We start from the raw sequence: 26,142 nt of genomic DNA on the forward strand, positions 1-26,142 counted from the left end.
GTCCCTAGTCGAATGCCGCCTGCGCCGGAACTCTCACTCCCCGTCCTGATGCTTGTGGTCTTCGCGGCCGCCAAGCTATTCTCCGAGATCTTTGAACGCCTTGGGATGCCGGGGCTGGTGGGCGAGATCCTGGCGGGCGTCGTCATCGGCCCTAGCCTGCTCCACTGGGTCACTCCGGTGCCGATTCTCCAGGACCTGTCGGAGCTCGGCGTCCTTTTCCTCCTCTTCAATGTCGGCCTGGAAGTGAAATCGTCTGAGCTCCTGAAAGTCGGGGGCACCGCATTCCTCGTGGCGATCATCGGGGTCCTGGTTCCGCTGGGCATGGGGTGGGTGATTCTCCGCGCCTGGGGCTACGGCCAGATCGAATCCATCTTCGTGGGAGCGGCTCTTGTCGCCACCAGCGTAGGCATCACCGCCCAGGTGTTGAGCGCCAAGAAGATGCTGCACGAAAAATCGAGCCAGATCATTCTCGCTGCGGCCGTGATCGACGACGTGTTGGGCCTGATTGTCCTTGCCGTGGTCAGCAGCATGGCCCGCGGGGAGTTTAAGGTGATCGACATTGGTCTCACCGCGATCCTGCCCATCGTTTTTATGATTGTGATGGCGAAATGGGGTTCTCACACGGTCAGCCGGGCGGTGCCCATGCTGCAGGCTCGCCTCCGCGCCAGTGAGGCTCAATTCCACTTGGCCATCGTTCTTCTGTTTGCGCTCTCCGTTGTCTCGATGCATACCGGCGTGGCCGCCATCGTCGGAGCCTTCCTGGCCGGCATGAGCCTGGGCGAAAGCGTCAGCAAACGGGTACACACCCTGGTTCACGGCACCACCGAATTGCTGGTGCCGTTCTTCCTCGTGGGCATCGGCCTGAAGATCGACCTCTCGGTCTTCAAGGACTCCTCCATGATCCTTCTCACCGCCATCGTCCTGCTGGCCGCCGTGGTCTCCAAACTCATCGGCTGCGGCGCGGGGGCTCTCAGCCTCGGACTCCGCGACGCCATCCGCATCGGCTTTGGCATGGTGCCGCGAGGGGAAGTCGGTATGGTGGTGGCCCAACTCGGTTTGGCCATGGGCGCTGTTTCCAAGCCCATCTATGGTGTTGTCGTCTTCACGGCTCTTGCTACGACCCTGGTGGCGCCGCCGCTGCTCAATCTTGCCTATAGACAAACGCCCACAGTGGGTGATTGAGGTTGCAATGGCAGTCTCTGATCTATATGTCGCGCAGTTTCTACTCGAGGCCACGCAGGCCGCCCAGGCTCCTCTCGAGTGGCAGGTGGAGGAAGGCGGATCCTATTTCGCCCACCTGAATGGTGTGCGCCTCTCGCTCTTCCATTCCCGCACCATGGGCTGGTCGGGCTTGTGCCTCAGCTTCTCGCGCGGCGACGAAATAGCCTACATCGAAGAGCCCCGCTCGGTTGCCCTGTTCGGCCGCAAATTTCGAAATGAAGACGATCAGCGTCTCGCCATGGCCTTGAAGGATCTCTCGCGTTCGGTCAGCGCCCAGTGTCACGCCAGAAAGCTCCGTGCCTGGGATTTGCGCGACTCCATTCGCGAGAGCCTCTATCGCCGGATCCTCTTCCCTGACGCCGATCGGCGGTGACTCTGGCTCGGTCCTCCCCCCCTGCTCGCCTGCGCTCCTGGCGCCGCCGCCACACTCAGGGCGGCCCTCAAGCCCACTTCCCCCGATTTCTGACCGCCCTCGTGTCTATTTCCGTTCGGCTCGATCGACGAACAGTTGAGAGCCGGATGGAGATCGAGGAGAACAGACTATGAAGTTTCTATGCATCGTCTTCGTCGATGAGGCTAGGTTGCACGCCTTGTCCCCCAGGGAATCCCAAGCATTGGATGACGTGAGCCTGGCCTATGATGAGACCTTGCGCGAGAGGGGCCACCTTCTCGCCGCGCAGGCGTTGGAATCGGTCAACACCGCTGCCGTAGTCCGGGTGCGAGATGGCAGGGTTTTAGTGACGGACGGTCCATTTGCCGAGGCACGCGAACAGGTCGGAGGCTTCATCCTGATCGAGGCCAGGGACCGCGGCGAGGCAATCGAAGTGGCCGCCCGGATTCCCGCTATCCAGTTGGGTGGCATTGAAGTGCGGCCGGTCAAGGAATTGGTTGCCAGCTCCAGCCTGCACGAGAAGCCTCAATGATTCCGCGGACTGCCGCAAAGACCGGCCACTGACATCCAGGAGAAGGTAGATCCCCCTGGCCGCCAATGCGGTGAAGCACCCTCGGTAGGGCAGGGAAGACTCCGCGGCCAACCCGCTCAGGCTGGACTGCCGGCCAGTTCGTAGCGGCCCTTTCTGCCTCCGCTCCACGAAAGATAGCTGGCTGCCTGACGGTTGCGAGGCGATCCTCGCGCACTGTGAGGTGGAACCTCGGAACTGCCGGCTTCAGTCCAGGCCAAGCTCGGGCTACCCGGCGCGGGACCGCCATCGTGGAACGGAGTCCTTCCGGCAACGGAGACACGCTCTCCCTGGAGGGCCAGGGAACTGGGCGGAGAGGTGTCCTCTGGGGGATCACGCAAATGACAAGAGCTGGTTCGACGATTGCCTTAGTGTTGCTGGCGGGCTGCTTGCCCTGTCACGCCCAAGGGTTGATTCAAACCGTGGCGGGTACCGGAACTTGCTGCAACGACAGCGATGGTCAGGCGGCGACCAAGGCCTGGATCCCCGGCCTCTCGGGCATTGCCCTGGACCAGAACGGCAACCTCTACATCTTCGATGTCGCGTCGTCGAAGGTTCGCAAAGTGAACTCCGCGGGCATCATCAGCACGGTCGCGGGCAATGGCGTTCCGGGCTTTGGGGGCGACGGCGGACCGGCTGTGAATGCGCAGCTCTTCGGGACGAACAACTCCGGAATAGCCGTCGACAGCCAGGGCAACCTGTACATCAGCGACGGGAATAATCAACGCATCCGCAAGGTGGACGCCAACGGCATCATCACGACCGTTGCCGGAAATGGATCCGCCGGATTCTCGGGCGACGGCGGACCCGCGCTGCAAGCCGCCTTCTTCTACCCCGAAGGCATCGCCCTTGACGCCCAGGGCAACCTCTACATCGCCGACTCGTCCAATAACCGCATCCGCAAAATCACGCCCGCTGGAGCCATCAGCACCGTGGCGGGCAACGGCAATGTGTCCTTCTCTGGCGATGGCGGGCAGGCCAGCCTGGCTGGCGTCCACCGGCCGGAAGGAGTCGCTGCGGATGCCCAGGGCAACCTCTACATTGCAGAGACCAGCGACAGCCGCGTACGCATGGTCAACGCTGCGGGTGTCATCAGCACCGTGGCGGGCCTGACGGCCAAGACCAATGGCTTCTCCGGCGACGGGGGGCCGGCGGCTGGCGCAACCCTGCGTGGCCCCATCGGCATGGCCGTCGACGGCTCCGGCAGCCTCTACATTGCCGACAACGGCAACGGCCGCATTCGCAAGGTGGACGCGGCAGGCATCATCACCACAATTGCCGGCAACGGCACCTCCGGCTTCTCCGGAGATGGTGGCCCCGCCACGTCCGCCGGGCTCGGCGTCCCCATCGCCGTCGCTCTCGATAGCGCCGGAGGGCTCTATATCGGCGGCAGCGCTTCGGGCGCCAAGCGCGTGCGGAAAGTCGCTTTCGCGGCGCCGCCTGTCACGTTGGCGCCCGCCTCGCTCTCGTTCTCCTACACGGCCGGCGGCGACCTGCCGCCCAGCCAGAACGTGACCGTATCGAGCACCGCCGGCGCGCAGGACTTTACGGTCTCCACCACCATCCCGGGCAACGGCGCCTGGCTCGCCGTAACCCCCAACGCAGGCACAACGGCCGCATCGCTCACGGTCTCGATCGATCCCACCGGGTTGCCTGGCGGGGTCTACCGGGCGGCCCTCACAGTCACACCCAAGGTCAACACCTACCCTCCTCAGAGCCTTGCCGTGACATTGACTGTGAACGGGCCCGCGGCGCCCACTCTGCTCAGCGCGGTCAATGCCAGCGGCTACCAGGGCACGCTCGCTCCGGGGGCGCTGGTCCTCCTCACCGGATCAGGACTCGGACCCGATCCCGCCGCAGCGGCGACGGCGCCAGGCTATCCAACCTCCCTGGGCGGCAGTTCCGTCAGGTTCACCGCGCTCAACGGCGGCGGATCGTTCGATGCCGCTCTCGTCTCCGCGGCATCAGGCCAGGTAACGGCCCAGATCCCCTCTTCCGCCATGCCTGGTGACTACGCGGTGAATGTTAGCTACAACGGGCTCACCAGTTCTGCCGTCACCCTCACCCTGGCCGCCGCCAGCTTCGGCATTGATACTGTCAATGCCCTGGGGACTGGACCCGCCAGGGCCTCCATCGAAAACGTCAACGGCGGCAATAGTCTGGTCCGCTTCACTTCCGGCACCTGGACCCAGAACGGCGTCGATTGGACGCTTACGCCCGCTCACGGGGGAGACACCATTGTCCTTACCGGTACAGGCGGCGGGGCGGATCTCGCCAACGACACGGGCGGCACCTCCGGCGATCAGGCGGTGGCCGGCAACTTCAGCGTGCTGGTAGGCGGCCAGGCCCTGGTGCCCTCTTTTGCCGGAGCCACGGTGGGCCTCCCGGGCGCCTGGCTGATCCGGTTTACTCTGCCCGTGGATATTGCACCCGGCTGCTTCACCACCTTGCAGGTGAGCGCTAACGGGCTGGTCGGGAGCCTCTCGACCCTTGCCATTGCGGCTCCCGGCGAACCCGTCTGCCAGGACACTCAGTTGAGCGCGAACACCCTTGCCATCCTCGACGCCGGCGGCGCCCTCAATATCGCGGGTTTCGCGGTCACCAAACTGACGCAAACCACCACTTACATCACCGCCGCCGGCGCGGCGCCCACCGTGATCGTCGGCAAGCAGGAGATGATCAGCGGCGGCATCAGCCGCTACACCGCGGCGGAATGGGCGGCCATCTACACCGGGATCAAATTCGATGCCTGCACTGTGGACGACCGCACTGCTCCGGCCAATGCGAAGAGCCCCGCGGCGCCGGATGGATACCTGGATGCGGGTGTGACCATTCCCACCAGCGGCCCGGGCGTTCCGCCCGCCGCTGCCTTGGCGATCTACGACTCTTCGAAAGGGCCTGTCTATGATCTGGTGTTGACCGACGGCACCATCCAGCAGGGCGGAACCTATGCTCTCGCCGCGACCGGTGGAGCGGATGTGGGTGCCTTCGACGTCGCCGTCCCATTCCCCATCAGCTTCGACGTCACCGGTTGGGCCAACTTGAACTTACTGGATCGCAGTCAGCCGCTGACGGTGAGTTGGACCGGAGAAGGCTTCAACCTGGTTCAGATCGTCATCGGCACATCGAAGACGTTGGGCAAGGACGCCACGGGAACGAACATCGTGCACAACGTCTCGATCAGTTGCCAGGTACCCGCCGCGCCAGGCAGCTACACGATCCCCGCGGCGGCCATGGCCTATCTGCTACCCGAAGGAATTGACTCCGCAAGCCTGGCCACCGGCAGCGGCATCCTCGCCGTGGAGGGTCTGAACATCCGGCCGTTCAACGCCCCCCTCGTCGGAGGAGGCCAGACAGACTACGGCGGGTTCACTTCGATTCTCTCGCTCGGAAAGAACCTGATTGTTCAGTAGGCGTGAGCAAAAAGGGCGGCTTCGCCGGATTGTCCGAGCAGCCGCCCCATAAGCTCCAAACTCGGTTGATCCGGGGATTCCACGGTTCGTATCACAGCGGCTTGGCGCGGTGGATGAATCTGCATGGCCGGATTCCCAGCTTGGTCACGATCTCTTCGAACTCTCGGTCATGATTTGCTGACGGCACCTCAATCAACACATAGCCCTGATCATCCACTCCGATGATTCTGGCTGCGTACACGCGAACGAACGACTCCGCTGGGGAGCGGTGCTCGAACGCTGGGGCCACCCGCGCCCCTTGGCTCAAACTGGCGTCAAGTCCACCTTTTGCATTGCGCCCAGTCGCAGTCCTTGCGGCCTGAAAGAGGCGGCCCACTCGCCATCCTCTCCCCTTAGGTTCTCCTGGTGGTTCCTCCCACCCGGTGCACAACGTCGTAAGCCCCATGCTCCCCCTCCGCTCTCAATGTTTACCCATGATTTTCAAATTGCGCTGGCGCTTCGAAATCAGGAGATTGTGAAGCGCCACCATGCAGCTCAAGAGTATTCGACAAACGAATCATTTGTTCGGGGCAGGCTGTGAAGTCCACTGTTAACCTCGTCCATCCCGCTTGCCTGGCAGCGCCTCCTCAACGCACGCCTCAGGGGCGGGTCCAAGCCGGCTCAATACTTGCCTTGCCGAGGCTAGGCGAAGTTCCAGAAATGCAATCATCTGGCTCAGCCGGGCAATCTCCTCTGCCGAATTCGGTTGGCGAAGACGGAAAATTGGACTGTACGTGCCAAGGGGAAGTTCTATCACCACTTCGTCACTAGCCCCCTCGCCCGCGTAATACTGCTTCAACATTGCCCGAATTTCGCGGGCTGCGACCCTCACATGTGCGTCGACACAAGGATCGTAATCGGGTTTGTAAATCTCAATGCCGACGGTCGTCTCTTTGATCTCGTTTCCGAGGATCGATTCCTCGACGACATACCGCAGAAACTTGCACTTTTTGGCCGAGTCGCGAAAGATCTGTGACTCCACGACTCGATGAAGTTGAACTAATTTTGCCTCTAGATCGGGATCGGACGATCTGAGATGCAGGAGTTGTTCCATCCGCGCTGATAGCACTTCTGTGTACCTTTCCGGGGCACGTCCGACGTACATGGAAGACACACGCCCCAGAGGTCTCAAAGCTGCAATCTGCGCCCCTCCACCATTCCCCACTCTGCAGCGACCGGACCTGACTGGTGTGCCGGAGGTTCAAACTGGGAGTGCGCTCCGACGCTTGGTGTATTGCGAGATTACATTTGTCTGCTCTGGAAAGAAAGAGCTTTCTTGCAGTGTTTTTGCGTTTGCGGTGGTAAAAACACCATCTCTATAGGATTGATAATAAACGGCTTATCGGAGTGCTGCGCGATCGCCTCTCGTCGGGCGCGCCCTCAGCTAGAAATGCTTGACGAGAGTCTCCAGTTTTTCTCTCGTGAGCCCCCCGATCGATTCCTTGATGCGGGCAAAGTTCTTGGGCAGCTCGGATGGTTCCAGGCCGAACTGCCTAGCGAGGCTCAATAGGTATTGCCTGGTGAGCTCCCGCTTGGCCCCCTCAAAATCAAACCCGGGCTCGAAGTGAAAGACGCACAACTGCGTCTCATCCAGCTTGGCGCGCAACCTATTCAGCCGCTCATGGAGGAACATGTGCTCCATCTCCCGAGCCCGCACTGATGCTTTCTCGAGTGCGAGTTCTGCATCGCGTACCCGGCTGAGCCGCCACAGCATGTCTGCGATCTGCTCCCGGCACGCCACCTCAAATGTCAGGCTGGAATGCCCAGCGTTCAGCGCGCCTTCAAACAGTTCAAGTCCCTTCGACGCATAACCATAGCTGGACGAGGACTTCGCCTTCTGCTGTGCCGCCCAAGCCGCGTAGATCTTGCCTTCAACGAAATTAAGCTCCGCTGTCATCTTCCGCCGGGGATTAGAGCCTGCGGTCAACCGGGCGTCGCCCACGATCTTCAGGGCATGCTTGAACTTGCCTTGGCAGGTAAGGGTACGGGCAATGGCCAGCCGCGCGTCGAGCCTGACGCCCGGCAGGCGGAGTTTGTCCGCCTCGCGCGACACGCTTTCCAGTTCAGCAACCGCTTGCGGCAGAGTAGGGAACGTGAGCGATTCCTCAGGAGGGGGACGGTCCGCGTGGCGCAGGTAGACGCTCGCTTTGGCTGCCTCAATAGTGGCGACGAGTGCATAGGGCCGGTGGGCTGAGAGCCTCCGGCAACACTCCCGCATTCGCCCTACAACGCTCCACCCATTCTCGAAAAAGGAGCTCTCGTCGCGCTCGATTCGGCAGTTCAGCAGGGCAGCCATCTGAGGCAGGAGTGCATCCTGGCTGACCCGCAGAAGCAGGCCGGCTTCTTTTGCATGGCGCTTTGCCGACCGCAACCTCCCTTGTTCGTAATCCAGTTGCCCAAGCTTCAACTCCAGTTTGCCCAGGCAGTAGATGGCGAACAGCCTCTCGGTTTCGCGTTGTGCGGGGTCACCAGTCAAACGCTTCTCCGCCCTGGCAATACAACAAATCAGAGACTGATCGTACTCTTGAGCCGCCTTGGCCAGATCGTACTCGGACTCATACAGATGCCCGAGGAAATAGTGGAGCCGCGCCCTTGTTCCGTAGCAGGGGAATCCAGCCGGAGCAAGACAGGTCTCGACAAACATTCGCGCCACATCGAGGTGCTGTGCCCCTTCGGCCCGCTGCAACCGCAGGCTGGCAAATCCCATTGCCAGCCCACCCATCGCGCGCTGGCGCCATAGGTCATATCGGCGGCTTCGTTCTTCTGGTGTGACTTCTTCCGGAAAGTACGTGGCCACAAAATCCTCGTGATTGAGGGTTGCTTCGCGAATCAGTTCACTTCCCATTTCAATAACGTGTTCTGCCATGAGCCGGTCGGCTGCCACGGCGTATTCGCCGCGTGCATCGTACACTTCCCACGCGAGCGTGTGGATCCGCATTCGATCCAGGCTCTCGAGCGGCAATTGGTGTCGCGCATCCCAGCATTCACTAATTAGCTTGTCGTCGGAGAAATCGCCGGAGCGAACAGCCCGGCGAATCTGCTCTACCTTCGTGATTAGTGTCGATTCGGCCATTTCAGGGAGACGGAATCATGTTGGCAGTTGTTACATCAGTTGTTTTAAAAAGTACTATTGAAGGTCGAATCATGTCAGGAGCTGAATCAATCGACGTCGACACGTACGTCGGCACTCGCCTGCGGTATCTTGCAACATCCAGATCAACGCATTGCGCTGCAAATCCTAAGTTTCGGTCGAGCCGCGATGCCCCGGGCCATCAATCTGCGCATGGAGCGCCTCCCTCTTCCCCAGAGGTGATTCTCGTGCCGGTTCGAACCTGGAACAAGGAAATAGCGCTATCGGCCGGCGCCGGATCCAGCCAGCGCCACAGAATAGGTTTCACCTGGTTTCGTCGCGAACTCGATAACCCCGGCCTCGGGCTGTGTGACCACCACGGATCTGCCCCCACTCGTGACAGCAAACGAACCCGGCGTCCGGATCCGGCAGGTCTTCCCCAGGCTCGACAGAATGGTCGCCTTCTCCAGTACTCCGGCTTGCCACCGGAAGTCCACCTCGAATCCACCCCTGGCCCGCAAACCCTTTGCCGATCCCGACGCCAGCGATTGCGGCAGCGCCGGCACAAACCGGATCTCCCCGCCGTCCGACTGCAGCAACATCTCTCCGATCGCCGCGCTCATCCCGAACGCTCCGTCCACCTGCATCGCATTCGAGCAAATCGAAAACAGGCTCGTCGTCGTGTAGTGGCCCACCGCATAGCGCACATTCTCCATGGCTTTGTCGCCATTGCCCAGCCTGGCCCAGCACGCCGCCTTCCAGGCCGACGACCAGCCATTGCCCGGCAGGCCGCGCTGCTCCAGCACCACCTGGCTCGCCGCCGCGAAGGCCGGCGTCTCTCGCGGAGAAATCTCGTGCCCCGGATACAAACCCCACAAACCGGAGATGTGGCGGTGGCTCTTCTCCGTCTCATCCCAATCGTCCAGCCACTCCTGCAGATTTCCCTTCCGCCCCACCTGCAGCGGGGCAAGCCTGGCGCGCGCCGCCGTCAAACGACCCCGCAATTCCGGATCGAACCCCAGAATGCTCGAAGCCTCGGCCACCTCGCTGAACAGTTCTCGCAGAATCTCCATGTCGATCGTGGAACCCGCCGTGAGGCTCGTCCCGGTCTTCATCGTCGTGACCTCATCGAAGAACTTCACATTCGCCGGCCCGGCCGGAAAGTTCTCCGGCGAAGTGGACGGATTGGTGACCAGCCACCCTCGCTTCGGATCGGGCTTCAGGAAGTCCAGGAAGAACTCCGCGCTCCCCTTCAGAACCGGATAGTACTCACGCAGAAATCCGGTATCGCCTGTGTAGAGATAGTGCTCCCACAAATGCGTGCTGAGCCACGCGCCGCCAGTGGTGAACGCCCCCCAGCTTGGTCCGTCCATCGGAGCCGTCACGCGCCACAGGTCGGTGTTCTGGTGCTGCACCCAGCCGCGCGCCCCATAGAACTCCTTCGCCGTTTCAGAGCCTTGGTCGGTCAGCTCCCTGATCATGCGGAACAGCGGTTCTGCACACTCGCTCAGGTTGGCTGTCTCCGCCATCCAGTAATTCATCTGCGTGTTGATGTTTGTGGTGTACTTCGAATCCCACATCGGATTCATGTCCTTGTTCCACAAACCCTGCAGATTCGCGGGCTGGCCGCCCGGACGCGAGGACGAGATCAGCAGGTAGCGCCCATACTGGAACAGCAGCCCGGCCAAGGCCGGATCGTTGGATCCATCGAATGCTTTCAATCGCTCGTCGGTCGGCAGTTTCGAATTCTCCGTGGCCGGCAGTTCGATCGAGGCCCGCCGGAACAGCCGCTGATGTTCTTGGGTATGAGCCTGCTTCAAGCGCTCGAAGCTCAACGCCACGGCAGCCTTCATCACTTGCTCGACCCGTGCCGCCGGATCCCCGGTCACATCCTTGTAGTTGACAAAGTTCGTGGCCGCCGCAATCACCAGCGTCACCGCGTCGGCCCTGCTCACGCTGAGCACATCGTCGTCGACCCGCACCGTCCCGCCCGTCGCGCTGGCGCGCAGCCGCGCCTCATATCGAAGTTTCCCTCCAACTCCCATGTAGTCCGCTGACCGCCCGCGCAACACCAGCCCGTCCGATCCCTGGCCCTCCATCTGGAAGTAATCGGTCGCGTAGTTCGAGTGGGCCGTATTCCGGTACCCGCGCAGCTGCGCGGTGAACGAGATCCGCCCTGGCTGGTTGGCGGTCAACCGCACCAGCACCACCTGGTGCACGGGACTCACCAGCACCTCGCGTGTATACCGGACCCCGTCCTGCACGTACCTGGTCGTGATCACCGCCGTGTCCAGATCCAACTCGTGGCGGTACTCCGAAACATCGCCCGTGGCGTCCAGCGACAACACGAGGTTTGCCAGCGCCTGATACTTCTGCTGCTCCACGGGGTAGCCCATCATGCGACGCCCAAACAGCACGTGGGCCTGCTTGTACTGGCCTTCAAAAAGGAGCTTCTGGATCTCCGGCAGCGCCTCCCGTCCGCCTTTCACTACCGTGGAGTAGGGGCCGCCGGACCAGTAGGTGGCTTCGTTGAGTTGGATCTGCTCCTCGGCTGTGCCTCCGAAGACCATCGCCCCCAGGCGGCCGTTGCCGGCTGGAAAGGCGTTCTCCCACTTCTCCGCCGGATGAGTGTAGAACAGCACCGCATCCGGTCCCGCCCAGGCCTTGCCCGGGGTAGCGCCCCCCAGGAGGCAGAGAATCAACCCTGCTGCGATCTTTGTTGCACTGGCTCGGCCCACCGTAGTCATTCAGTCATTATGGAGGAGACCCGCTGCTCTCGGGCAGCCGCCTCTGCCCCGGCATTGGCTTCCAGTCCCCTCCGCCGCCATCGCCGGAATGATCACAATTCTGCACCTGCTCGCCACCTTATGATTGAAGTGTCGTCTGGGGAAGGGGAACCGCTATCATGATCTGCCAATCGCTTTGTTTGAAGCTTGCCGTAATTACCTGCTTTGTACCGCTTTGCCTTCCGGCGCAGGAGTCTGGCCAGGCTTGGACTGTGGCGGTGGACGGGGTGCCTGGCGAAGCCCCGACGGTGACGGTGAAAGGCAAGGTGTATGTGGATTTGGACACGATTGTTCAACTGCTGGGGGCCAGCCAGCAGCGTACCGGAAATCGCGTCATCGTCCGCCTTCCGAAACGTGGCGCCGAGGATCCTGACAGCGAAGCGAAACTGTCCAGGCCCTTCATCGTGGCCGGCATCGAACTAATGAGCACGATCCGGGAATGGCGTCACATGATCATCACTGCCACCGCGGGCAGCTATCCATTTCTGGAGGACAGGGCTGGACCCTACGGCAGGAACGCCGACAGCAAACTGGCGCTGGTCACTGGAGCGGCGGTGACGGAGGCGGATCGCAGCGTGCTGGACCTGCTGAACAAGGAAACGGATCTCATGCGCAAATTCAGCGATAAGTACGTTGGCTTGCGAAAAGCATCCTTGGGCGTCCTTCCGGAAGATGTGGAAAATGACCCGCTAGGTCTCCAGATTCTGGATTGCGCCAGGGGGCTGTCCGCGCTGGCTGGTTCCCAGCGCTTTCAGGACGTAATCGCCTGCCACTGAGGACAGCCACGCCGGCGAGACAGGCGTTGCGCGCGGCCGGCCGGGCAGCTTTGCGAACTCACCGGTCCTCACTCACGCAGGGCCGCGCACACGCCCGGTAGTCCCGACCTCACACTCGCACTGCCGGAGCGGCTCCCCCGCGCGGTGCCGATCCGAAGCCGGTCCTGTCCGGATCACCCCTTTGCGCCGCCCCCAATCAGTTCCAGTTCCGCCAAAACCGCCGCCGGAATCTCCAGTTTGGCGGCCGCCAGATTCTCTCGCAGGTGCCCGCGCGACGACGTGCCCGGAATCAGCAGCACATTCGGAGCCCGCTGCAGCAGCCAGGCCAGTGCCACCTGCATCGGCGTAGCGCCCAGCGCCTGCGCCGCCGCATCCAGCCGGGATGATTGCAGCGGACTGAATCCACCCAGCGGGAAGAACGGCACGTACGCGATCCCCTGGGCCGCCAACTCGTCAATGAACTGCTCATCCGTCCTGTGCGCCAGGTTGTACAGGTTCTGGACGCAGACGATCTCCGTGATCTTCCGCGCCTCCGCCAGTTGCGAGGGCGTCACGTTACTCAAGCCGAGGTGACGGATGAGCCCTTGCCTCTTCAACTCCGCCAGCACCGTCAGCGGCGCTTCGATGGATCCTTCCGCCGGCCCCATGATGGCGCCCACTCGAAGATTCACAACTTCCAACGCATCGAGTCCCAGGTTGCGCAGGTTGTCGTGGACGCCGCTGGTCAATTCCTCCGCCGACAGCGCATGAATCCACGACTTGTCCTCCCCGCGCCGCGCACCCAGCTTGGTCACCATCACCAGGCCGTCCGGATAAGGATGCAGCGCCTGCCGGATGAGCTGATTCGTCACATGCGGCCCGTAAAAGTCGCTGGTGTCGATATGGTCCACGCCGCTGGCCACCGCCTCGCGCAGCACCGCAACCGCTTCATCAACATCGCGCGGCGGCCCCCACACCCCCGGGCCCGCCAACTGCATGGCGCCATACCCCATGCGATTCACCGTCAATGCGCCTCCCGCCAGCGGAAAGCGGCCGCCGGGCAGGCTCTGTGTCGTCATCATCGTTTCTCCTCGGTCTCCTGTTACCTGAAGTCCTGCGTCTACATCACATTGGATGTGGCCTCGCGCCAAAAAGGAGTTCGCATTTGCCCCAACGTCCGCCGGCCTTCATAGAGCCCCGTAAATCGCCGGTTCAGGCGCGTTCCACCGCCAGCGTGGACGCGATTCTACAGGCCACCATTCAGGTTTTGCTCCAGGTCGGCAAGGAACGTCTCACCACCACCCGCGTAGCCCATCGGGCGGGCGTCTCCATCGGCACCCTCTACCAGTACTTTCCCAACAAAACGGCCCTCCTGCAGGCGGCCTTGAAACGCCACTTGGCTGAAGTAGTGGCCGTCGTGGAACACGAATGTAGGGAACAACAGGGGAAGACCGCGCGGCAGATGGTCACCGCGCTCATCACGTCTTTTCTCAACGCCAAAATGAGGAAGGTGAAGACAAGCGTGGCCTTCTACTCGGTCGCCGCCGATATCGATGGCACGAAAATTGCCCAACAAATGCAGGCCCGCATCGACCACGCCATAGTCGGCATGCTCTCCACCGCCTGCGACTCGCCCGGCGCCGACCCACAGCTCATCGCGGATACGCTCCAAGGCGCGATGACCGGTGTTACCCGCCGGCTGCTCGAAGCCGGCGCGTCCGAGAAGCAGTTCGAGGCCATGAAGCACGAGCTGATCTTCCTGGCCTGCGCTTACCTGGACGCCTCTTCCACTCGCGCTACGGTCCACTCCGCGGGCAACTGATTCTCGAACTGCTGGCCCGGGCCCCGCTACTCCTCGCGCAGGTACGCCGCCGGATCCACCTCCGCCGCTCGCGTCGCCGGCCCGTACATCGAGGCCAATGCCGCCGTGCCCACGAAGCACATCACGAACAGAAAGGCTGGCGGGTCGTAGGGACTCAGGCCGTAGAACGAACCCATCAGCAGCCGCGCCAACGCCGCCGCGACAAGCACCCCGATCCCCAGGCCCAACGCCACAATCCGGAAGCCCTGGCGGAAGACCATCGCCAGGATGATCCGCTTGCTCGCCCCCAACGCCACGCGAATGCCGAACTCACGCCTCCGCTGGCCCACCAGGTAGGTCATCACTCCGTATAGCCCCACGCCGGCCAGGCTCAATGCCATCACGCCCAGGCACATCGCCAGGGCGGAGCCCGCCAGGGGCAGTAATCGCCAGCGGTTCAGCACCTCGCCCATCGACTCGATCGACACCGGCAGTTCCGGGTCGATCGCCCGGAAGGTGTCCGTCAATTCGGTGCGGGCCGCGGGCGTATCGCCATCCAACTGCACCAGCAGGGCGCTCAGCTCCAGCTTGCTCGGATCGAATGGCAGGTACACATAATTCTCATCAACCCGCGAGAGCCACACGCTACGCGTATCCTCGGCGACCCCCACCACCTCCCGCCACGGCTGCGGTGTGTCGTTCTGTACGCGAAATCGCTGCCCGATGGGTGGCTCGCCGGGCCACAGCCTGCGCGCTGTCGCCTGGCTGACCACCGCCACCGGCGCCCCCTCTGCAATCTCCGCTTCTGTGAAGCTGCGCCCGGCCGTGATCGCGATCCCGAACAGCCGGAAGAACTCCGGCGACACCTGGTTGTATGGACTGCTGGCGCGCCGGTCGCCCTGGGGCTCGCCCGGAACGAGTATCGAGATCGTCGGCCGGTCGGACAGCGGCGGTGACGAGGCTAAGGCCATGGAGCGCACAGAGCGGGAGGACCGCAGGCGCATCGCCACTCGCCTCTGGAATGCCGTAGCCTGTGCCGAGGTATAACCCGCACTGGCGAGATCGTAATGCACCGTTACCACCCGCTCCGTCTTGAAGCCCGGATCCGTCGCCAGCGATTGCTGGAAGCTGCGGATCATCAGTCCGGCGGCGCATAGCAGCACCGTGCACACCGCGACCTGCGCCGCCATCAGCGCGTTCCGCAACCTTGAACCTTGCGCCCCGCCGCCCTCCTGGCGTACAGCCGCTGCCAGGTCCAGCCGCGTCGCGTTCAACGCCGGTGTGATCCCGCAGGCCACCGCCGACACCAGCGAAATCCCCAGCATGAACACCCACACGCCCGCATCCAACTGGAGGGCGGGCAGCACCAGCCCCATGGCCGCGGCCTGTTGGCCCAGGAACCGCGAGGCGCTCTGCAGCAGTTGCGCGGCCACCAGCGTGCCCGCCAGGCCGCCCATCAGCGCCAGCACCACGCTCTCCGTCATCAGTTGCCTGATCAGCCGTCCGCGCCCCGCGCCCAGGGCCACGCGTGTCGCCATCTCCTTCCCGCGCCGCGAAGCCCGCGCCAGCAGAAGATTCGCCAGGTTGGCGCACGCGATCAGCAGCACCATCCCCGTCGGAGCCATCAGCAGAAACAGGAACGGCAGCATTTCGGCGTTCAGCGGAAAGAGAACCGCCGGACGCAGCTCAATCGGGAAGACTTCCGCTTCGTCCGGCCGCCGCTCCGGCACCCGGGCGGCAATCGCCGACAGCTCCTCCTGCACCTGCCTGCGCGTCACGCCCGGCGCCAGGCGGCCCACTAGAATCAGCCGCCGGTTGTCCTGATCCTTCCGGATGTCGTATCCAGGCCGCAGCAGCCCCTCGTCGCTCAGCCGGATCCAAAGGTCGGGCAGCATCAGGTCGGGCCCCTGAAACTCAGCCGGCATCACGCCCATCACCGTGAAGAGCTGCTGATTCAGCCGGATCGTCGCCCCAACCGGATTCGCTTCGGGCCCAAAATAGCGCGCCGCCATGCGATGGCTCAACACGGCGAAAGCGGCAGGCTCCACCGCGCCCGGCTGGAACACCGACCCCCGCGGAGGGCGTGTGTTCAAAACTCGGAAGAAGTTGTCCGACACCAGTGCTGCCCGTGCTTTCCCACCGGAAGACTGCGCGGTACTGCCCACCTGCACGGTCGCATAAGGATCGTAGGCGGCGACATCGATGTGCTCTTTGCCCTGCTCTCGCAATGCGTCGTACAAGCGGTACGGCAGCACCCGGTGTCCTCGAGTAATACCCGCGATCCGTTCAGCGCCGGGCAGCGGCAGCGGCCGGTAGCACAGCGCCCGGACGATCGACACCAGGCCCACGTTGAGTCCAATCCCCAAACCCAGCACGGCGATGGCGGTCAGCGTAAACGCCGGAGCCCTGCGCAGTGCCCGCAGGCCATACCACGCATCGCGCACGATCGACTCGATTACCGGAAACGTCATCCCATCGCGATACTCTTCCTTGGTGCGGGTAGTGCCCCCAATCGCGCGGACTGCAGCCTGCCGCGCCTCCTCCTCCGTCATCCCGCGAGCCAGGTTCTCTTCAGTCAGCGCATCCAGGTGGAACTGGAGCTCGTCGTCGATCTCGCTGTCGACCCGATTCCGGCGCACCAGGCGGCCCACCCGGAACAACAACGCCCTCAGTAGGTCCGGGGTCATTCCGACCCCTTCAACAGGCGCGCCATCGTGCCGGCGAGGACATTCCACTGCGCGGTCTCCACGGCCAGTTGCTTCCGTCCCGTGCGAGTAATCGAGTAGAACTTGGCCTTGCGATTGTTTTCGGAAAGCCCCCACTCCGCCGTGATCCAGCCCCTCTCCTGCAGGCGGACCAGCGCCGGATAGATCGTGCCCTGCTTCAGCTTCAGAGCCTCTTCGCTCACCTGTTCCAGCCGGCGCGCGATCCCATATCCATGCAGCCGCCCCATGGAATGCAGGCACTGCAGCACCATCACATCAAGTGTTCCGAGAGGAATATCCGTCATGTAGAGGCTCTGCAGGAAGCCTATCATTCCTTCCTGCAGAGCGTCAACAGGAGAAGCCAGCCCAAGCCCTGCACGGCGAGCCGATCCTACCTGCCCACCCGGTGCACGCGCATGTCGCCCCGCCCTGCGGCCCGCCAAAGCGAACAAACCCCGTATTGAGCCGCGACCGTCAGGGAGCGGAGGAGTCACCAAAAGGCCGCACTCAATTCAGCAGTGCGACCCTTTGCCTGCGCGTCTTCGATGCGTCCCCACCGCGTAACGAAAGGCGACCGTGAGGAAGTAGGACGCCGATCTGGGTGCGTCATCACCCAGCCAATCACGCCCAGCGGCCCGCCACGGAGGACGGGCCTCCCGATCGTAACCTCACCTCTATCGAGAACAGCACCAGCGCCACGAAACCAGCCCGCGCAGGTCGCCAAAGCGGCCCCGCCTCACGCAACCTCCTGCGAACCCTGCCCCCCCTTCAACGCATTCCTGGCCGCTTCCGTCAGCACATCGGCCACCTTCTCCGGTTCCTGCATCATGGCGACATGACAGGTAGCCACAAATACCGGATGCCCGCCGGATCTGTGCGCACCCGCCTCCTGCATCGCCGTCGGCAGAATCCGGTCCTTGGTGGCGATCACATGCCAGGACGGCCTCGTCTTCCATGCGGCGCGCGTCAGCTTCTCATCGAACATCGGGCCATAGCTTTGCCCCTGCACCGCGAACATCAGCCGCCGTTCCTGCAGGGTGAGTCCCTCCGCCACATAGTCCATCATGCCCTCCAGCGAGAGCGACGCATAGTATTCCGCATCCACCCGGATCTGCTTCTGGCCGTCCGTCACACCGAAGGGGAGGCTGGTCTCGTTGGCGGAGTGGCCCGCCTCAGGAGCATAGGCGGCCACATACACCAGGCCCGCTACCTGAGGGTGGTCGCCCGCTTCCGTGATCACCGCCCCGCCCCACGAGTGACCAGCCAGGATCACCGGTCCCTCCTGCAGCGCAATGGCCCGCCGGGTCGCCTCCACATCGTCCTTCAGTGAAGTCAGCGGATTCTGGACGGCCGTGACATGGAATCCCCGGGCTTCCAGAATGCGGATCACTTTGCCCCAACTGGTCCCATCGGCGAAGGCGCCATGCACCAGGACGATGTTCCTGACCATCGGTGGCTCCGCCGCATCTCCGGCCGAACCCGATGTCGCGATAGCCGCATCGCTGCTGGCCAGTAGAGTCGAATCTGTCTTGTCTGTCAAAGGGGAATCTCCTGCCTGGAATCGAGCGGATGGTGGACCGCTCTCCGCTTCCCTCCCAGCATCCGGCAACGACTTCGAACCCGGACACGCCCGATCGGGCATCCCGAACCTAACTCATTCCGGTAAGGTGTATCGTCAAATCTCCTTGCCCTGCAGCCGCAGCAAACCGATCCGCGGGGGCGCTTCCTGACCGCAATTGTGGTAGCGTTGGTTCGCGGTGATTCAGAATGAGCAATCACGCGCTGATCCGGATTTCCAGTCACAATCGCTGATAAAGGAGCAGGCATGGGCGACAAGGGCGGCAAAAAAGACAAGGACAAGAACAAGCAGCAGCAGGTGACGAAACACAAGCAGGAGGAGCAGAAGAAGCAGGACAAAGCCCCCGCTAAGAAGCTCCCACCCGTAAAGTAGCAAAGCCGGTTCGTGAACGCGGCGAACTGTGCTGGTCCGCATTCTCCGATGCGCGGCCCTCACGCTTCTGATTCGTTGAACTGATAGCCGTGGCCTTTCACGGTGCCGATCACCCATGCGTCGCCGCCTAGTTTTCTGCGCAGGCCTCGAACGACCACATCGACAACGTTGCTTCCGCCGAAAGGCTGCTTCCAGACTTCACGCAGCAATTCATCGCGTGTCACCACCCTGCCGGGGCGCTGGGACAAGTAGGACATCAGCTCGAACTCCAGTTAGGTAAGCGGGAAGCGGCCGCCGTCGCGGATGGTTAACTGCCGGCGTGCGACATCCAGTTCGACCTGCGGTTCCGCGGAACCAATCGGCGCACGAGACAGGTCGCTGCCGGCGAACTCCAGCATCCAGTGCATCGGCCCCTGGGGCCCAAACGCAAGCACTGCGGTGTGAATCACCGACGCACCGATCTCAACACTCAGGCCGGGATGCAGCTCAAACCCGAGATCCATCACCGCCTGGGGAACCGTCGCGGGTTCCCGGATCGCCGTAAACACCCCCACCGCCCGCGGATTCTCCAGATACGCCCTCTTGGCATCCAGGACACAGGCGGCCCATTCCGGACCCTGCCGTTCCCCCAATGCGCGCGACAGCAGGCACCGGACCAGGAGGTGAGGCCGCTGCGGATCGCCGCCTCGATCCTCCGCGTGTCGCAGCCAGGCTTCCAGCAACGGATCGCACTCCGCCAGGGATCGGGGCACATCGTGATGCCGCCCCATGACGTAGAAACCGGCCACTTCTCCAGCGCTTCCTCGAACCACCGAAAACAGAGGAGCGGCTTGTTTCCACCACTCGGACAGGATGGCGGCGCCTCCGTCGCCATCATGGATTCGGACAATGTCCAGGATCGCGTCACGGTCGGCCGGTCGGGCCCTTTCCACGGGGAGCATCGGCCCCGAAGGGAAAAATGCCTCCCGCAAGACTGGCCGCTCCAGCAGGAATAACAGGTCCGCTATGTGCCGCCAGGTATCCCGGACGCCGGCAGCCAGCAGTTGATCGCGCACGCATTTCCAGGCTGCCCGCTTCAGTCTGCGGGTTCGTCCCGGATCCATGGCCGCCACACGGGCCTCAATCGCCACTCGAAAAGCATCGTGCAGCACAAGCCCGTCGGCCGCCGCCTCGACGAACGAAAGTTGGCGCAGACTCGCCAGTATGCTCTCAGCCGAACGTTCCGGCAGCATCGCTTCCAACACGGGCCGGGTCACCCGCCGCACGAGCGAGGCCGCTTCAATCGCCTCCCTTAGCACTGGGTCGGCGATCTCGTTGACACAGGTGAGCGCCAGGTAGTCGATCACCTGATTGAGTTCCAGGTCGCCGCCCAGAGTGTCGGGTTTGTCCGCAAGACTGGCCGTGCACAACTGCAGGGCCAGCGGATTCCCCCTGGAAAAGCCGGCAATCCGGTCCCGGGCTGCTTCCGTGAACCCGCGGCTGGCGAGAAAGGTGGCAACCGCTGCTTCTGGCAGAGGCCCCAACCGCAGATTCAGCACATGGTCCGCCCAGCCGGGCGCGGCAATCCAAGGGGCGGTAGCCAGCGACCGGCCCATAATAATGAACCGCGCCGTGACTGGCAGGGAAGGTAGGAACTCCGTGCGCAGCCAGCCATCCAGCAGGCGCAGGGCTTCGTAATTGTCCAGCGCGAACACAACTGGCTCGGCGAAAGCGACCACCGCGGCCCCCACCTCGGTTACACTTTTCAACTCCAGGCCCAACGAGGCTCCGATGGCCGCCACAAACGCGGTTGGAACTGGTTCGACGCCTCGGCAATCCAGCATTCGCACCTGACGGCCCCGGGCAGCCGACTCCCGCTCAAACACGCGCACCAGGCTGCTCTTCCCGATCCCGCCCACGCCATGCAGCAGCACAATCAGCGGTCCCGAGGGATCGAATAGTGTGGCCAGCCGCGCCAATTCCCGCTCCCGCCCGCTGAAACGGTCAGCGTGCGAGCGCTCAAGACTGTCCTTGATGGTGCTCATACGGCCTCGAAATCAGTGGAAACACGGAGAGTTAACAACGCTCGGGATTTCTCATCCCGATCTCATCTCAGCCTCATGCTCGTCCCAGCCAACGCACCCCAAACTGACAGTGTAAAGCGAGGGCCAACACTTCCGCAGCCCCCGCGGAACACAACCAAAATCCAAGGAGCCCACACAATGTGGAAACGCTTATTGTTCACACTGGCAGTCGCGGCCGCCCACTCGCACGCCGCTGTCAACCCCGTCGCCTTCTGGAACACCATAGCCGGAAGGGCATTTGCCCCGACGCAAGGTACCAACCCTGTCGCCCAATCCAGGACCTATGCCATCCTGCACGCCTCCATTCACGACACTTTGAATGCGATTGACGCCCGCTACGGCTCGTACACGCCAGGACTGCCGCGGGATCCGGCGGCGTCTGTCGAGGCGGCCGTCGCGGCCACCTCCCATTGGGTCCTGGGGGCACTCGTCCCCGATCAATTCAGTCTGATCAACGCCGTCTATGCCAGCGAACTGGCCACCATAGCCGACGGACCGGCCAAGGCCCGCGGCATCGCTCTCGGCGAGGCAGTTGCACAAGCGACTCTCCGGCGGCGGGAACAGGACGGCGCGGACCGCTCGAACGACCCGATGTTCCTCCCTCGGACCGGCCCTGGCGAGTATCAGTTCACTGAGCCCTTCAACTTCGCGGCCTTCCCGGGCTGGGGCCGGGTGACGCCCTTCGCCATCGATCTGAAGGAGCACGATCTCGATGGCCCGTTGCCACTCTCCAGCGCGCGCTATGCACGGGATTTCCAGCTCGTAAAGGAGCTCGGGAGCCTGGACAGCCGCACGCGCACTGACGAGCAGTCCGAGATCGCCCGCTTCTGGTACGAGGATTCGCCCCTCGGTTGGAACCGCATCGCCTTCGTGGTCATCCGCCGCAAGAATCTGGATCTCTGGCAGACCGCCAGAGCCTTCGCTCTGGTCAACTTCGCCATGGCCGATGCCTACATTGCCGGCTTCGACGCGAAGTACAAGTTCCGGTTCTGGCGTCCGGTGACCGCCATCCAGAATGCCGGCAGCGACGGTAACGATCGCACGGAGCCCGATACCGGCTGGCAGCCTTTTCAACCGACTCCTCCGGTGCCCGACTACCCCTCCACGCACAGCCTCGTCGGCGCGGCCGCGGCCGAGGTCCTGATCGATCTCTTCGGCGACCGCATCCGCTACGAAACAACCAGCTCAACCCTGCCGGGGGTCACTCGCAGCTTCCGCGGCTTCTCTGAGGCAGCCGAGGAGAACGGCGAGTCGCGCATCTTTGCGGGCATTCACTTTCCGCATGCCGTGCGGGACGGACTCCGCCAGGGACGCGGCATCGGCAGGGCCGTGGGCAAGCTGCTGCCCCCTGTTCGCAAATCATCGACCGACTGACCATCCCAGCTCAGAAGGAGAACAAAAGAGGCCAAGCCATGAATATCAACGAACAAAAACTGCATGCCCTCCTGGGCAAAGCTGTGTCGGACTTCGGAGCCGTGTTTTTAGCCCCGCTGATCCTCATCGGGGACAGTCTCGGCCTGTACCGCGCCATGCGGGGTGGCCACCCGGCCACATCGGCCGATCTCGCGGGTCGCACCGGCACAGCCGAACGCTATGTGCGCGAGTGGCTCAATGCGCACGCCGCGGCAGGCTATGTCGATTATCACGCCGAAACAGGAACCTACTCGCTCTCACCGGAGCAGTCCATGCTGTTCGCCGAGGAAGGCGGACCCGCGTTCATCGTGGGCGCCTTCCAGGTGGCGACGGGCGCGGGGGCCATCCGTCCGGCTCTGGAACAGGCGTTTCGAACCGGCGAGGGACTACCCTGGCATCAGCACGACCACCAGGTCTTTCATGGCACCGAGCGCTTCTTTCGCTCCGGCTATGTGGCCAACCTGGTCTCGAACTGGATCCCCGCTATCGCCGGAGTTCAGGAGTCCCTGACGAAGGGGGGCTGCGTGGCCGACGTTGGCTGTGGCCACGGGGCTTCCACCCTCCTGCTGGCGCAGGCCTTCCCGAACTCGCGGTTCTTTGGGTTCGATGCGCACGCCGCTTCTATTGAGGCGGCGCGAGAGCGGGCCGCGGCCCAGGGTCTCTCAGACAGGGTCCAGTTCGCTGTCGCCCACGCCCAGGACTTTCCGGGGACCGGCTACGATCTGGTGACGATCTTCGATGCTCTCCACGATCTGGGCGACCCGGCCGGCGCCGCCGCGCATGTCCGCTCCACCCTGAAGCCGGACGGAGCCTGGATGATCGTTGAACCCTTTGCGGATGATCGGTTGGAGGCGAACTTCAATCCGGTTGGCCGCGCGTACTTCTCGGCTTCGACACTGCTTTGTACACCGTGCTCCCTGTCACAGGAAGTCGGACTTGCGCTGGGAGCGCAGGCTGGCGAGGCACGCCTGCGGGCCCTCGTGACCCAATCGGGGTTCAGCTTGTTCCGCCGGGCCGCCCAAACACCCTTCAACCTGGTCTTTGAGGCCCGGATTTGAAACACCCCTTCGCCGGCGGCATGCACTCCATGCCGCTGGCCTCCGAATGGGAGACGCGCTTCACATGATTCTGCAGATCAACTTCACCCTCGATGCGCCAGTTGCGAAATACCGGAATCTGGTTGATTCTGGCGCCCAGGCCTTCCTCGATGTCCCTGGACTCAGGTGGAAGATCTGGCTTCTGAATCCGGCCGCAAGGGAGGCCGGCGGCATCTATCTCTTCGACAGCCAGGCGTCCCTGGATGCATACCTGGATGGTCCCTTGGTAGCACAACTGAAAGCGCTCACGGGCATACGAAACCTCTCGATGAAGCGGTTCGAAGTCATGCCGGAGCCTACGGCCTTGACCCGCGGGCCTTTTGATGCGGAGCGCGCGTCAGGCACATCTGGACTCCCCGGCGGAAGAGGGTGACTCCTCACTCCGTCCAGGCCGGCGTCGAGCACGCCGGAGATGATTCGTAGTCTGTGAGCAGCCCGGAACCCCTCATCCACCCGTCCTTCTCCGCCATTCTCCCCGGCGCAAGCCCGGAACGGAAGAGCCGGTTCAGTCTTCGCTAGCCGGGCCGCGCAGTTTCTTAGCGGAGGAGCGTTGCGATTTTGCCGTGAGCCGCCGGAGCTTCGAGCCGAGCGTGGGACGGCTCGGACGGCGCGTTTTCGGCACAACTTCCGCGCGGGCGATCAGCTCGTCCAGTCGCGCCCTGGCTTCGGCTCGATTCGCCTCCTGCGTCCGGTGCACGCGGGACATGATGATCACCACGCCCTCCTGCGTGGCGCGATGGCCGGCTAACGCCAGCAGGCGCTGGCGTACATCCGGGGGCAGCGAGCGGGATTGGTTGGTATCGAAGCGCAGTTCCACCGCGGTGGAAACCTTGTTGACGTTCTGGCCGCCGGGACCGGAAGCGCGAACAAAGGTCATGGTGATTTCAGAATCTGGAATGAATATGGGCAAAATCTATTTCTAGAATAGCCCGTAACGGCGCGGCAGCACGCGAAGGGACTAGTGGCGAACGGCTTGGGCACGCAGTCGTGCAGGCCAATCGAAGGCCGGCGCGCCTCGAGCCAGGTCGTCCATGGATGCCCTCTTCCGCGCGACGGGATCCTCGCGCAAGCACCGCCCTCCCCTGACAAAACCACCTCGGCCCAAACCAGGGGGATCTGGTCTGGGCCGAGGTGCAGGAGGAGCCTCGCTACTCGTTAATGGTATGAGGCATCAGTACACAGCCTGTTCGCCTTCCGAGGGGCAAATGTCGGCTGGACCTTCCTCCTGATCCCGTCGGGTTACGCGCTCTGCGCCTGGGCAGCTGCTTCGCCGGTGGAGGAGATATCTTCGGCGCCCGATTGTTTCAACACATCCTTCGCCTTCGAGATCTCCGCCGACGTATCACAGTGAACCGAGAGCAATACGCCCCCGTCCTTGACTCGGCCTTCATACCGCTTGGCCTCATACTCCGGGATGCCCATGCCCACCAGCGCTCCGATCAATCCGCCGACAGCGCCGCCGACACCGAGGCCAGCCAGCGCCCCCATGATCGGTCCGGCCGCGATGAACGGACCAATGCCCGGGATGGCCAGTGCTCCGATGCCGGCCAGCAGACCGAGCGTGCCGCCCAGCACTCCTCCCGTTGCAACGCCCGTCGTTGTGCCCTCAGGCGCCTTGGTGCTCTTCTCGTGCGCGAAATCTTTCGAGCTCTGCGCGTCCGGCAGCAGCACCGAGATGTCGTTGTTGGAGAATCCCGACGCGATGAGGTGATCGACCGCGCTCTCCGCGTAAGTGCTGTTCTTGTAAATGCCGAAGACTGCTGTGTTCTTGCTTTCCATGTGTTGTTCCTTTTTGTATGAACTCGGGCCTAGTGCTTGATCGAAATCTGATCGGTCACTTTGCTCGCATCGCCGGTGGCTTCCACAGCCTTTGCCACGATCGACTTCTTCTCGGCTTCCGTCTTGACCGGTCCCTTCAAGGTCACAACGCCGTTCTGGCTGATGATCTTGACGTTGTGGGCATAGGTGGAAAGTGTCTTGTCCGCCATGACGGCTTGCCGGATCTTCTGAGTGAGCGCCTGGTCCCCCTCATTCGTCTTCTGCTGGTCGGCGGTGGCCTGACCGGCGTTCCGGTCACGCTTGTTCACCTTCGTGTTATCCGCCTTCGGAGCGGTGGTGGAAGGCGTCTGTCCGTAGCCGATGGCGGCTGCGGCACAGAAGAATACAGTGACAACTGCCGTTTTGTATCTCATGGAATGATCACGGCCCGGAATACATCGCGCATTCTGAAGCCGTATTCCTTTCTTGGTGATTTGTGGGCCAAACTTCTGGATAACTGCCCCAGGGTGCTCCGCGGCAGGGTCAGTCGGTCGCTTCATTTCCTTCGATCTCTAAGCTCGCTTTGCTTCCAGCTCGCCTGGGGATCTTGGGCTGTGCGCCGTCATGCCTGCCTGGGCCAGGCTCTTCGCGGGTAAAACCGGCCCACCGCGCCGCGGCAGGGGCCCTTGTGCATCACTTGATCCAATGCAAGCAATGAAAGAATAAGCAGCAGAAAACTCTACCTCATCAGAATCCAGATAATGATCAGGACCCCGGGAACTCCCAATGCCCAAGCTGCTAAATACTTCATGACGTGTTCCTTTCTGTTGTCTTCGGCCTGTGGAAATATGAGCCTCGCCCCCGCGGCAAACGCGGCAGCCGGACAATCGTTCTCTGTGGCAACACGGCTCAGCCGTCTGCTCGGATGGATTGGTGCAGGTAGGCCCAATCCACAGGGGCGAAGCCCGGCCGGCAACTGGCCGATGCCTGTCGCTTACCTCGGGAATCACAACCGCAATTCCAAGCCGCCATCGGCCATGCTGGCAATTCTTGAGGCGAGTGCTATGGGCAGCCGCCTGTACCCCACGGCCGGGCGCCTATCGGGCACCCG

At 62.9% G+C, this 26,142-nt stretch carries 22 protein-coding genes; 10 read left to right on the forward strand and 12 right to left on the reverse strand.

Going from position 1 to position 26,142, the window contains the following annotated elements:
* Positions 1-12 precede the first annotated feature (12 nt).
* The 4 genes from IRI77_RS28540 (at position 13) to IRI77_RS28555 (ending at position 5,593) form a co-directional block, all read left to right on the forward strand.
* On the forward strand, positions 13-1,182 hold the full coding sequence (locus IRI77_RS28540) for a cation:proton antiporter (RefSeq protein WP_194448373.1): 1,170 nt from the start codon (positions 13-15) through the stop codon (positions 1,180-1,182).
* Between the two features lie 7 nt (positions 1,183-1,189).
* Entirely contained in the window at positions 1,190-1,594 is a 405-nt protein-coding gene (locus tag IRI77_RS28545) for a hypothetical protein (protein WP_194448374.1), read from the forward strand.
* Positions 1,595-1,763: 169 nt separating this feature from the next.
* Entirely contained in the window at positions 1,764-2,144 is a 381-nt protein-coding gene (locus IRI77_RS28550) for a YciI family protein (protein WP_194448375.1), read from the forward strand.
* 377 nt (positions 2,145-2,521) lie between these two features.
* On the forward strand, positions 2,522-5,593 hold the full coding sequence (locus IRI77_RS28555; protein WP_194448376.1) for an NHL domain-containing protein: 3,072 nt from the start codon (positions 2,522-2,524) through the stop codon (positions 5,591-5,593).
* A 589-nt stretch (positions 5,594-6,182) separates the two neighbouring features.
* Here the strand turns inward: IRI77_RS28555 and IRI77_RS28560 are convergent.
* From IRI77_RS28560 to IRI77_RS28570, 3 genes are all read right to left on the reverse strand, one after another.
* Positions 6,183-6,686 carry a hypothetical protein gene (locus IRI77_RS28560; RefSeq protein ID WP_194448377.1) on the reverse strand — a complete coding sequence of 168 codons (504 nt, stop codon included), beginning with the start codon at positions 6,684-6,686 and terminating at the stop codon, positions 6,183-6,185.
* Between the two features lie 330 nt (positions 6,687-7,016).
* The gene (locus tag IRI77_RS28565) at positions 7,017-8,705 is read right to left on the reverse strand and encodes a hypothetical protein (protein ID WP_194448378.1); all 1,689 of its coding nucleotides are present in this window, start codon (positions 8,703-8,705) and stop codon (positions 7,017-7,019) included.
* A 278-nt stretch (positions 8,706-8,983) separates the two neighbouring features.
* Positions 8,984-11,404 (reverse strand): glycoside hydrolase family 95 protein, encoded by a 2,421-nt coding sequence (locus tag IRI77_RS28570; protein ID WP_228486365.1) that lies wholly within the window; start codon positions 11,402-11,404, stop codon positions 8,984-8,986.
* A 311-nt stretch (positions 11,405-11,715) separates the two neighbouring features.
* Here IRI77_RS28570 and IRI77_RS28575 point away from each other — a divergent pair, with 311 nt between their 5' ends.
* A complete protein-coding gene (locus tag IRI77_RS28575; RefSeq protein ID WP_194448380.1) occupies positions 11,716-12,264 on the forward strand; it encodes a hypothetical protein in 549 nt (182 codons plus the stop codon).
* A 173-nt stretch (positions 12,265-12,437) separates the two neighbouring features.
* Here the strand turns inward: IRI77_RS28575 and IRI77_RS28580 are convergent, their stop codons facing one another.
* On the reverse strand, positions 12,438-13,322 hold the full coding sequence (locus IRI77_RS28580) for an aldo/keto reductase family oxidoreductase (protein WP_194453826.1): 885 nt from the start codon (positions 13,320-13,322) through the stop codon (positions 12,438-12,440).
* An 86-nt stretch (positions 13,323-13,408) separates the two neighbouring features.
* On the opposite strand from IRI77_RS28580, the gene IRI77_RS28585 reads away from it, so the two are divergent.
* A complete protein-coding gene (locus IRI77_RS28585; RefSeq protein WP_194448381.1) occupies positions 13,409-14,065 on the forward strand; it encodes a TetR/AcrR family transcriptional regulator in 657 nt (218 codons plus the stop codon).
* A gap of 26 nt (positions 14,066-14,091) precedes the next feature.
* On the opposite strand, the gene IRI77_RS28590 is transcribed toward IRI77_RS28585, so the two are convergent.
* The 3 genes from IRI77_RS28590 to IRI77_RS28600 form a co-directional block, all read right to left on the reverse strand.
* Positions 14,092-16,731 carry an ABC transporter permease gene (locus IRI77_RS28590; RefSeq protein ID WP_194448382.1) on the reverse strand — a complete coding sequence of 880 codons (2,640 nt, stop codon included), beginning with the start codon at positions 16,729-16,731 and terminating at the stop codon, positions 14,092-14,094.
* Positions 16,728-17,081, reverse strand: coding sequence for a PadR family transcriptional regulator (locus IRI77_RS28595; protein ID WP_228486366.1), 354 nt, complete (start codon positions 17,079-17,081; stop codon positions 16,728-16,730). Before IRI77_RS28595 ends, IRI77_RS28590 begins: the two co-directional genes overlap by 4 nt.
* A 404-nt stretch (positions 17,082-17,485) precedes the next feature.
* The gene (locus IRI77_RS28600; protein ID WP_194448383.1) at positions 17,486-18,289 is read right to left on the reverse strand and encodes an alpha/beta fold hydrolase; all 804 of its coding nucleotides are present in this window, start codon (positions 18,287-18,289) and stop codon (positions 17,486-17,488) included.
* 285 nt (positions 18,290-18,574) lie between these two features.
* Here IRI77_RS28600 and IRI77_RS38425 point away from each other — a divergent pair, with 285 nt between their 5' ends.
* Positions 18,575-18,700 carry a hypothetical protein gene (locus tag IRI77_RS38425; protein WP_267239353.1) on the forward strand — a complete coding sequence of 42 codons (126 nt, stop codon included), beginning with the start codon at positions 18,575-18,577 and terminating at the stop codon, positions 18,698-18,700.
* Positions 18,701-18,759: 59 nt separating this feature from the next.
* On the opposite strand, the gene IRI77_RS28605 is transcribed toward IRI77_RS38425, so the two are convergent.
* Positions 18,760-18,957 (reverse strand): winged helix-turn-helix domain-containing protein, encoded by a 198-nt coding sequence (locus IRI77_RS28605; protein ID WP_194448384.1) that lies wholly within the window; start codon positions 18,955-18,957, stop codon positions 18,760-18,762.
* A 15-nt stretch (positions 18,958-18,972) separates the two neighbouring features.
* The gene (locus IRI77_RS28610) at positions 18,973-20,724 is read right to left on the reverse strand and encodes an ATP-binding protein (protein WP_194448385.1); all 1,752 of its coding nucleotides are present in this window, start codon (positions 20,722-20,724) and stop codon (positions 18,973-18,975) included.
* Positions 20,725-20,901: 177 nt separating this feature from the next.
* Between IRI77_RS28610 and IRI77_RS28615 the strand changes: the two genes are divergently transcribed.
* From IRI77_RS28615 to IRI77_RS28625, 3 genes are all read left to right on the forward strand, one after another.
* The gene (locus IRI77_RS28615; protein WP_194448386.1) at positions 20,902-22,137 is read left to right on the forward strand and encodes a vanadium-dependent haloperoxidase; all 1,236 of its coding nucleotides are present in this window, start codon (positions 20,902-20,904) and stop codon (positions 22,135-22,137) included.
* Positions 22,138-22,175: 38 nt separating this feature from the next.
* Positions 22,176-23,234: a class I SAM-dependent methyltransferase gene (locus tag IRI77_RS28620; protein ID WP_194448387.1), complete on the forward strand. Its 1,059-nt coding sequence runs from the start codon at positions 22,176-22,178 to the stop codon at positions 23,232-23,234.
* Between the two features lie 64 nt (positions 23,235-23,298).
* Positions 23,299-23,646: a YdhR family protein gene (locus IRI77_RS28625; RefSeq protein WP_194448388.1), complete on the forward strand. Its 348-nt coding sequence runs from the start codon at positions 23,299-23,301 to the stop codon at positions 23,644-23,646.
* A 132-nt stretch (positions 23,647-23,778) separates the two neighbouring features.
* Here the strand turns inward: IRI77_RS28625 and arfB are convergent, their stop codons facing one another.
* The 3 genes from arfB to IRI77_RS28640 form a co-directional block, all read right to left on the reverse strand.
* Positions 23,779-24,183 (reverse strand): alternative ribosome rescue aminoacyl-tRNA hydrolase ArfB, encoded by a 405-nt coding sequence (gene arfB, locus IRI77_RS28630; protein ID WP_194448389.1) that lies wholly within the window; start codon positions 24,181-24,183, stop codon positions 23,779-23,781.
* Between the two features lie 329 nt (positions 24,184-24,512).
* A complete protein-coding gene (locus IRI77_RS28635) occupies positions 24,513-25,052 on the reverse strand; it encodes a general stress protein (RefSeq protein ID WP_194448390.1) in 540 nt (179 codons plus the stop codon).
* A gap of 29 nt (positions 25,053-25,081) precedes the next feature.
* Positions 25,082-25,465 (reverse strand): BON domain-containing protein, encoded by a 384-nt coding sequence (locus IRI77_RS28640; protein WP_194448391.1) that lies wholly within the window; start codon positions 25,463-25,465, stop codon positions 25,082-25,084.
* Positions 25,466-26,142 lie beyond the last annotated feature (677 nt).

Origin of the sequence: Paludibaculum fermentans (genome assembly GCF_015277775.1) — a bacterium.
GTDB classification, from domain to species: Bacteria; Acidobacteriota; Terriglobia; order Bryobacterales; family Bryobacteraceae; genus Paludibaculum; species Paludibaculum fermentans.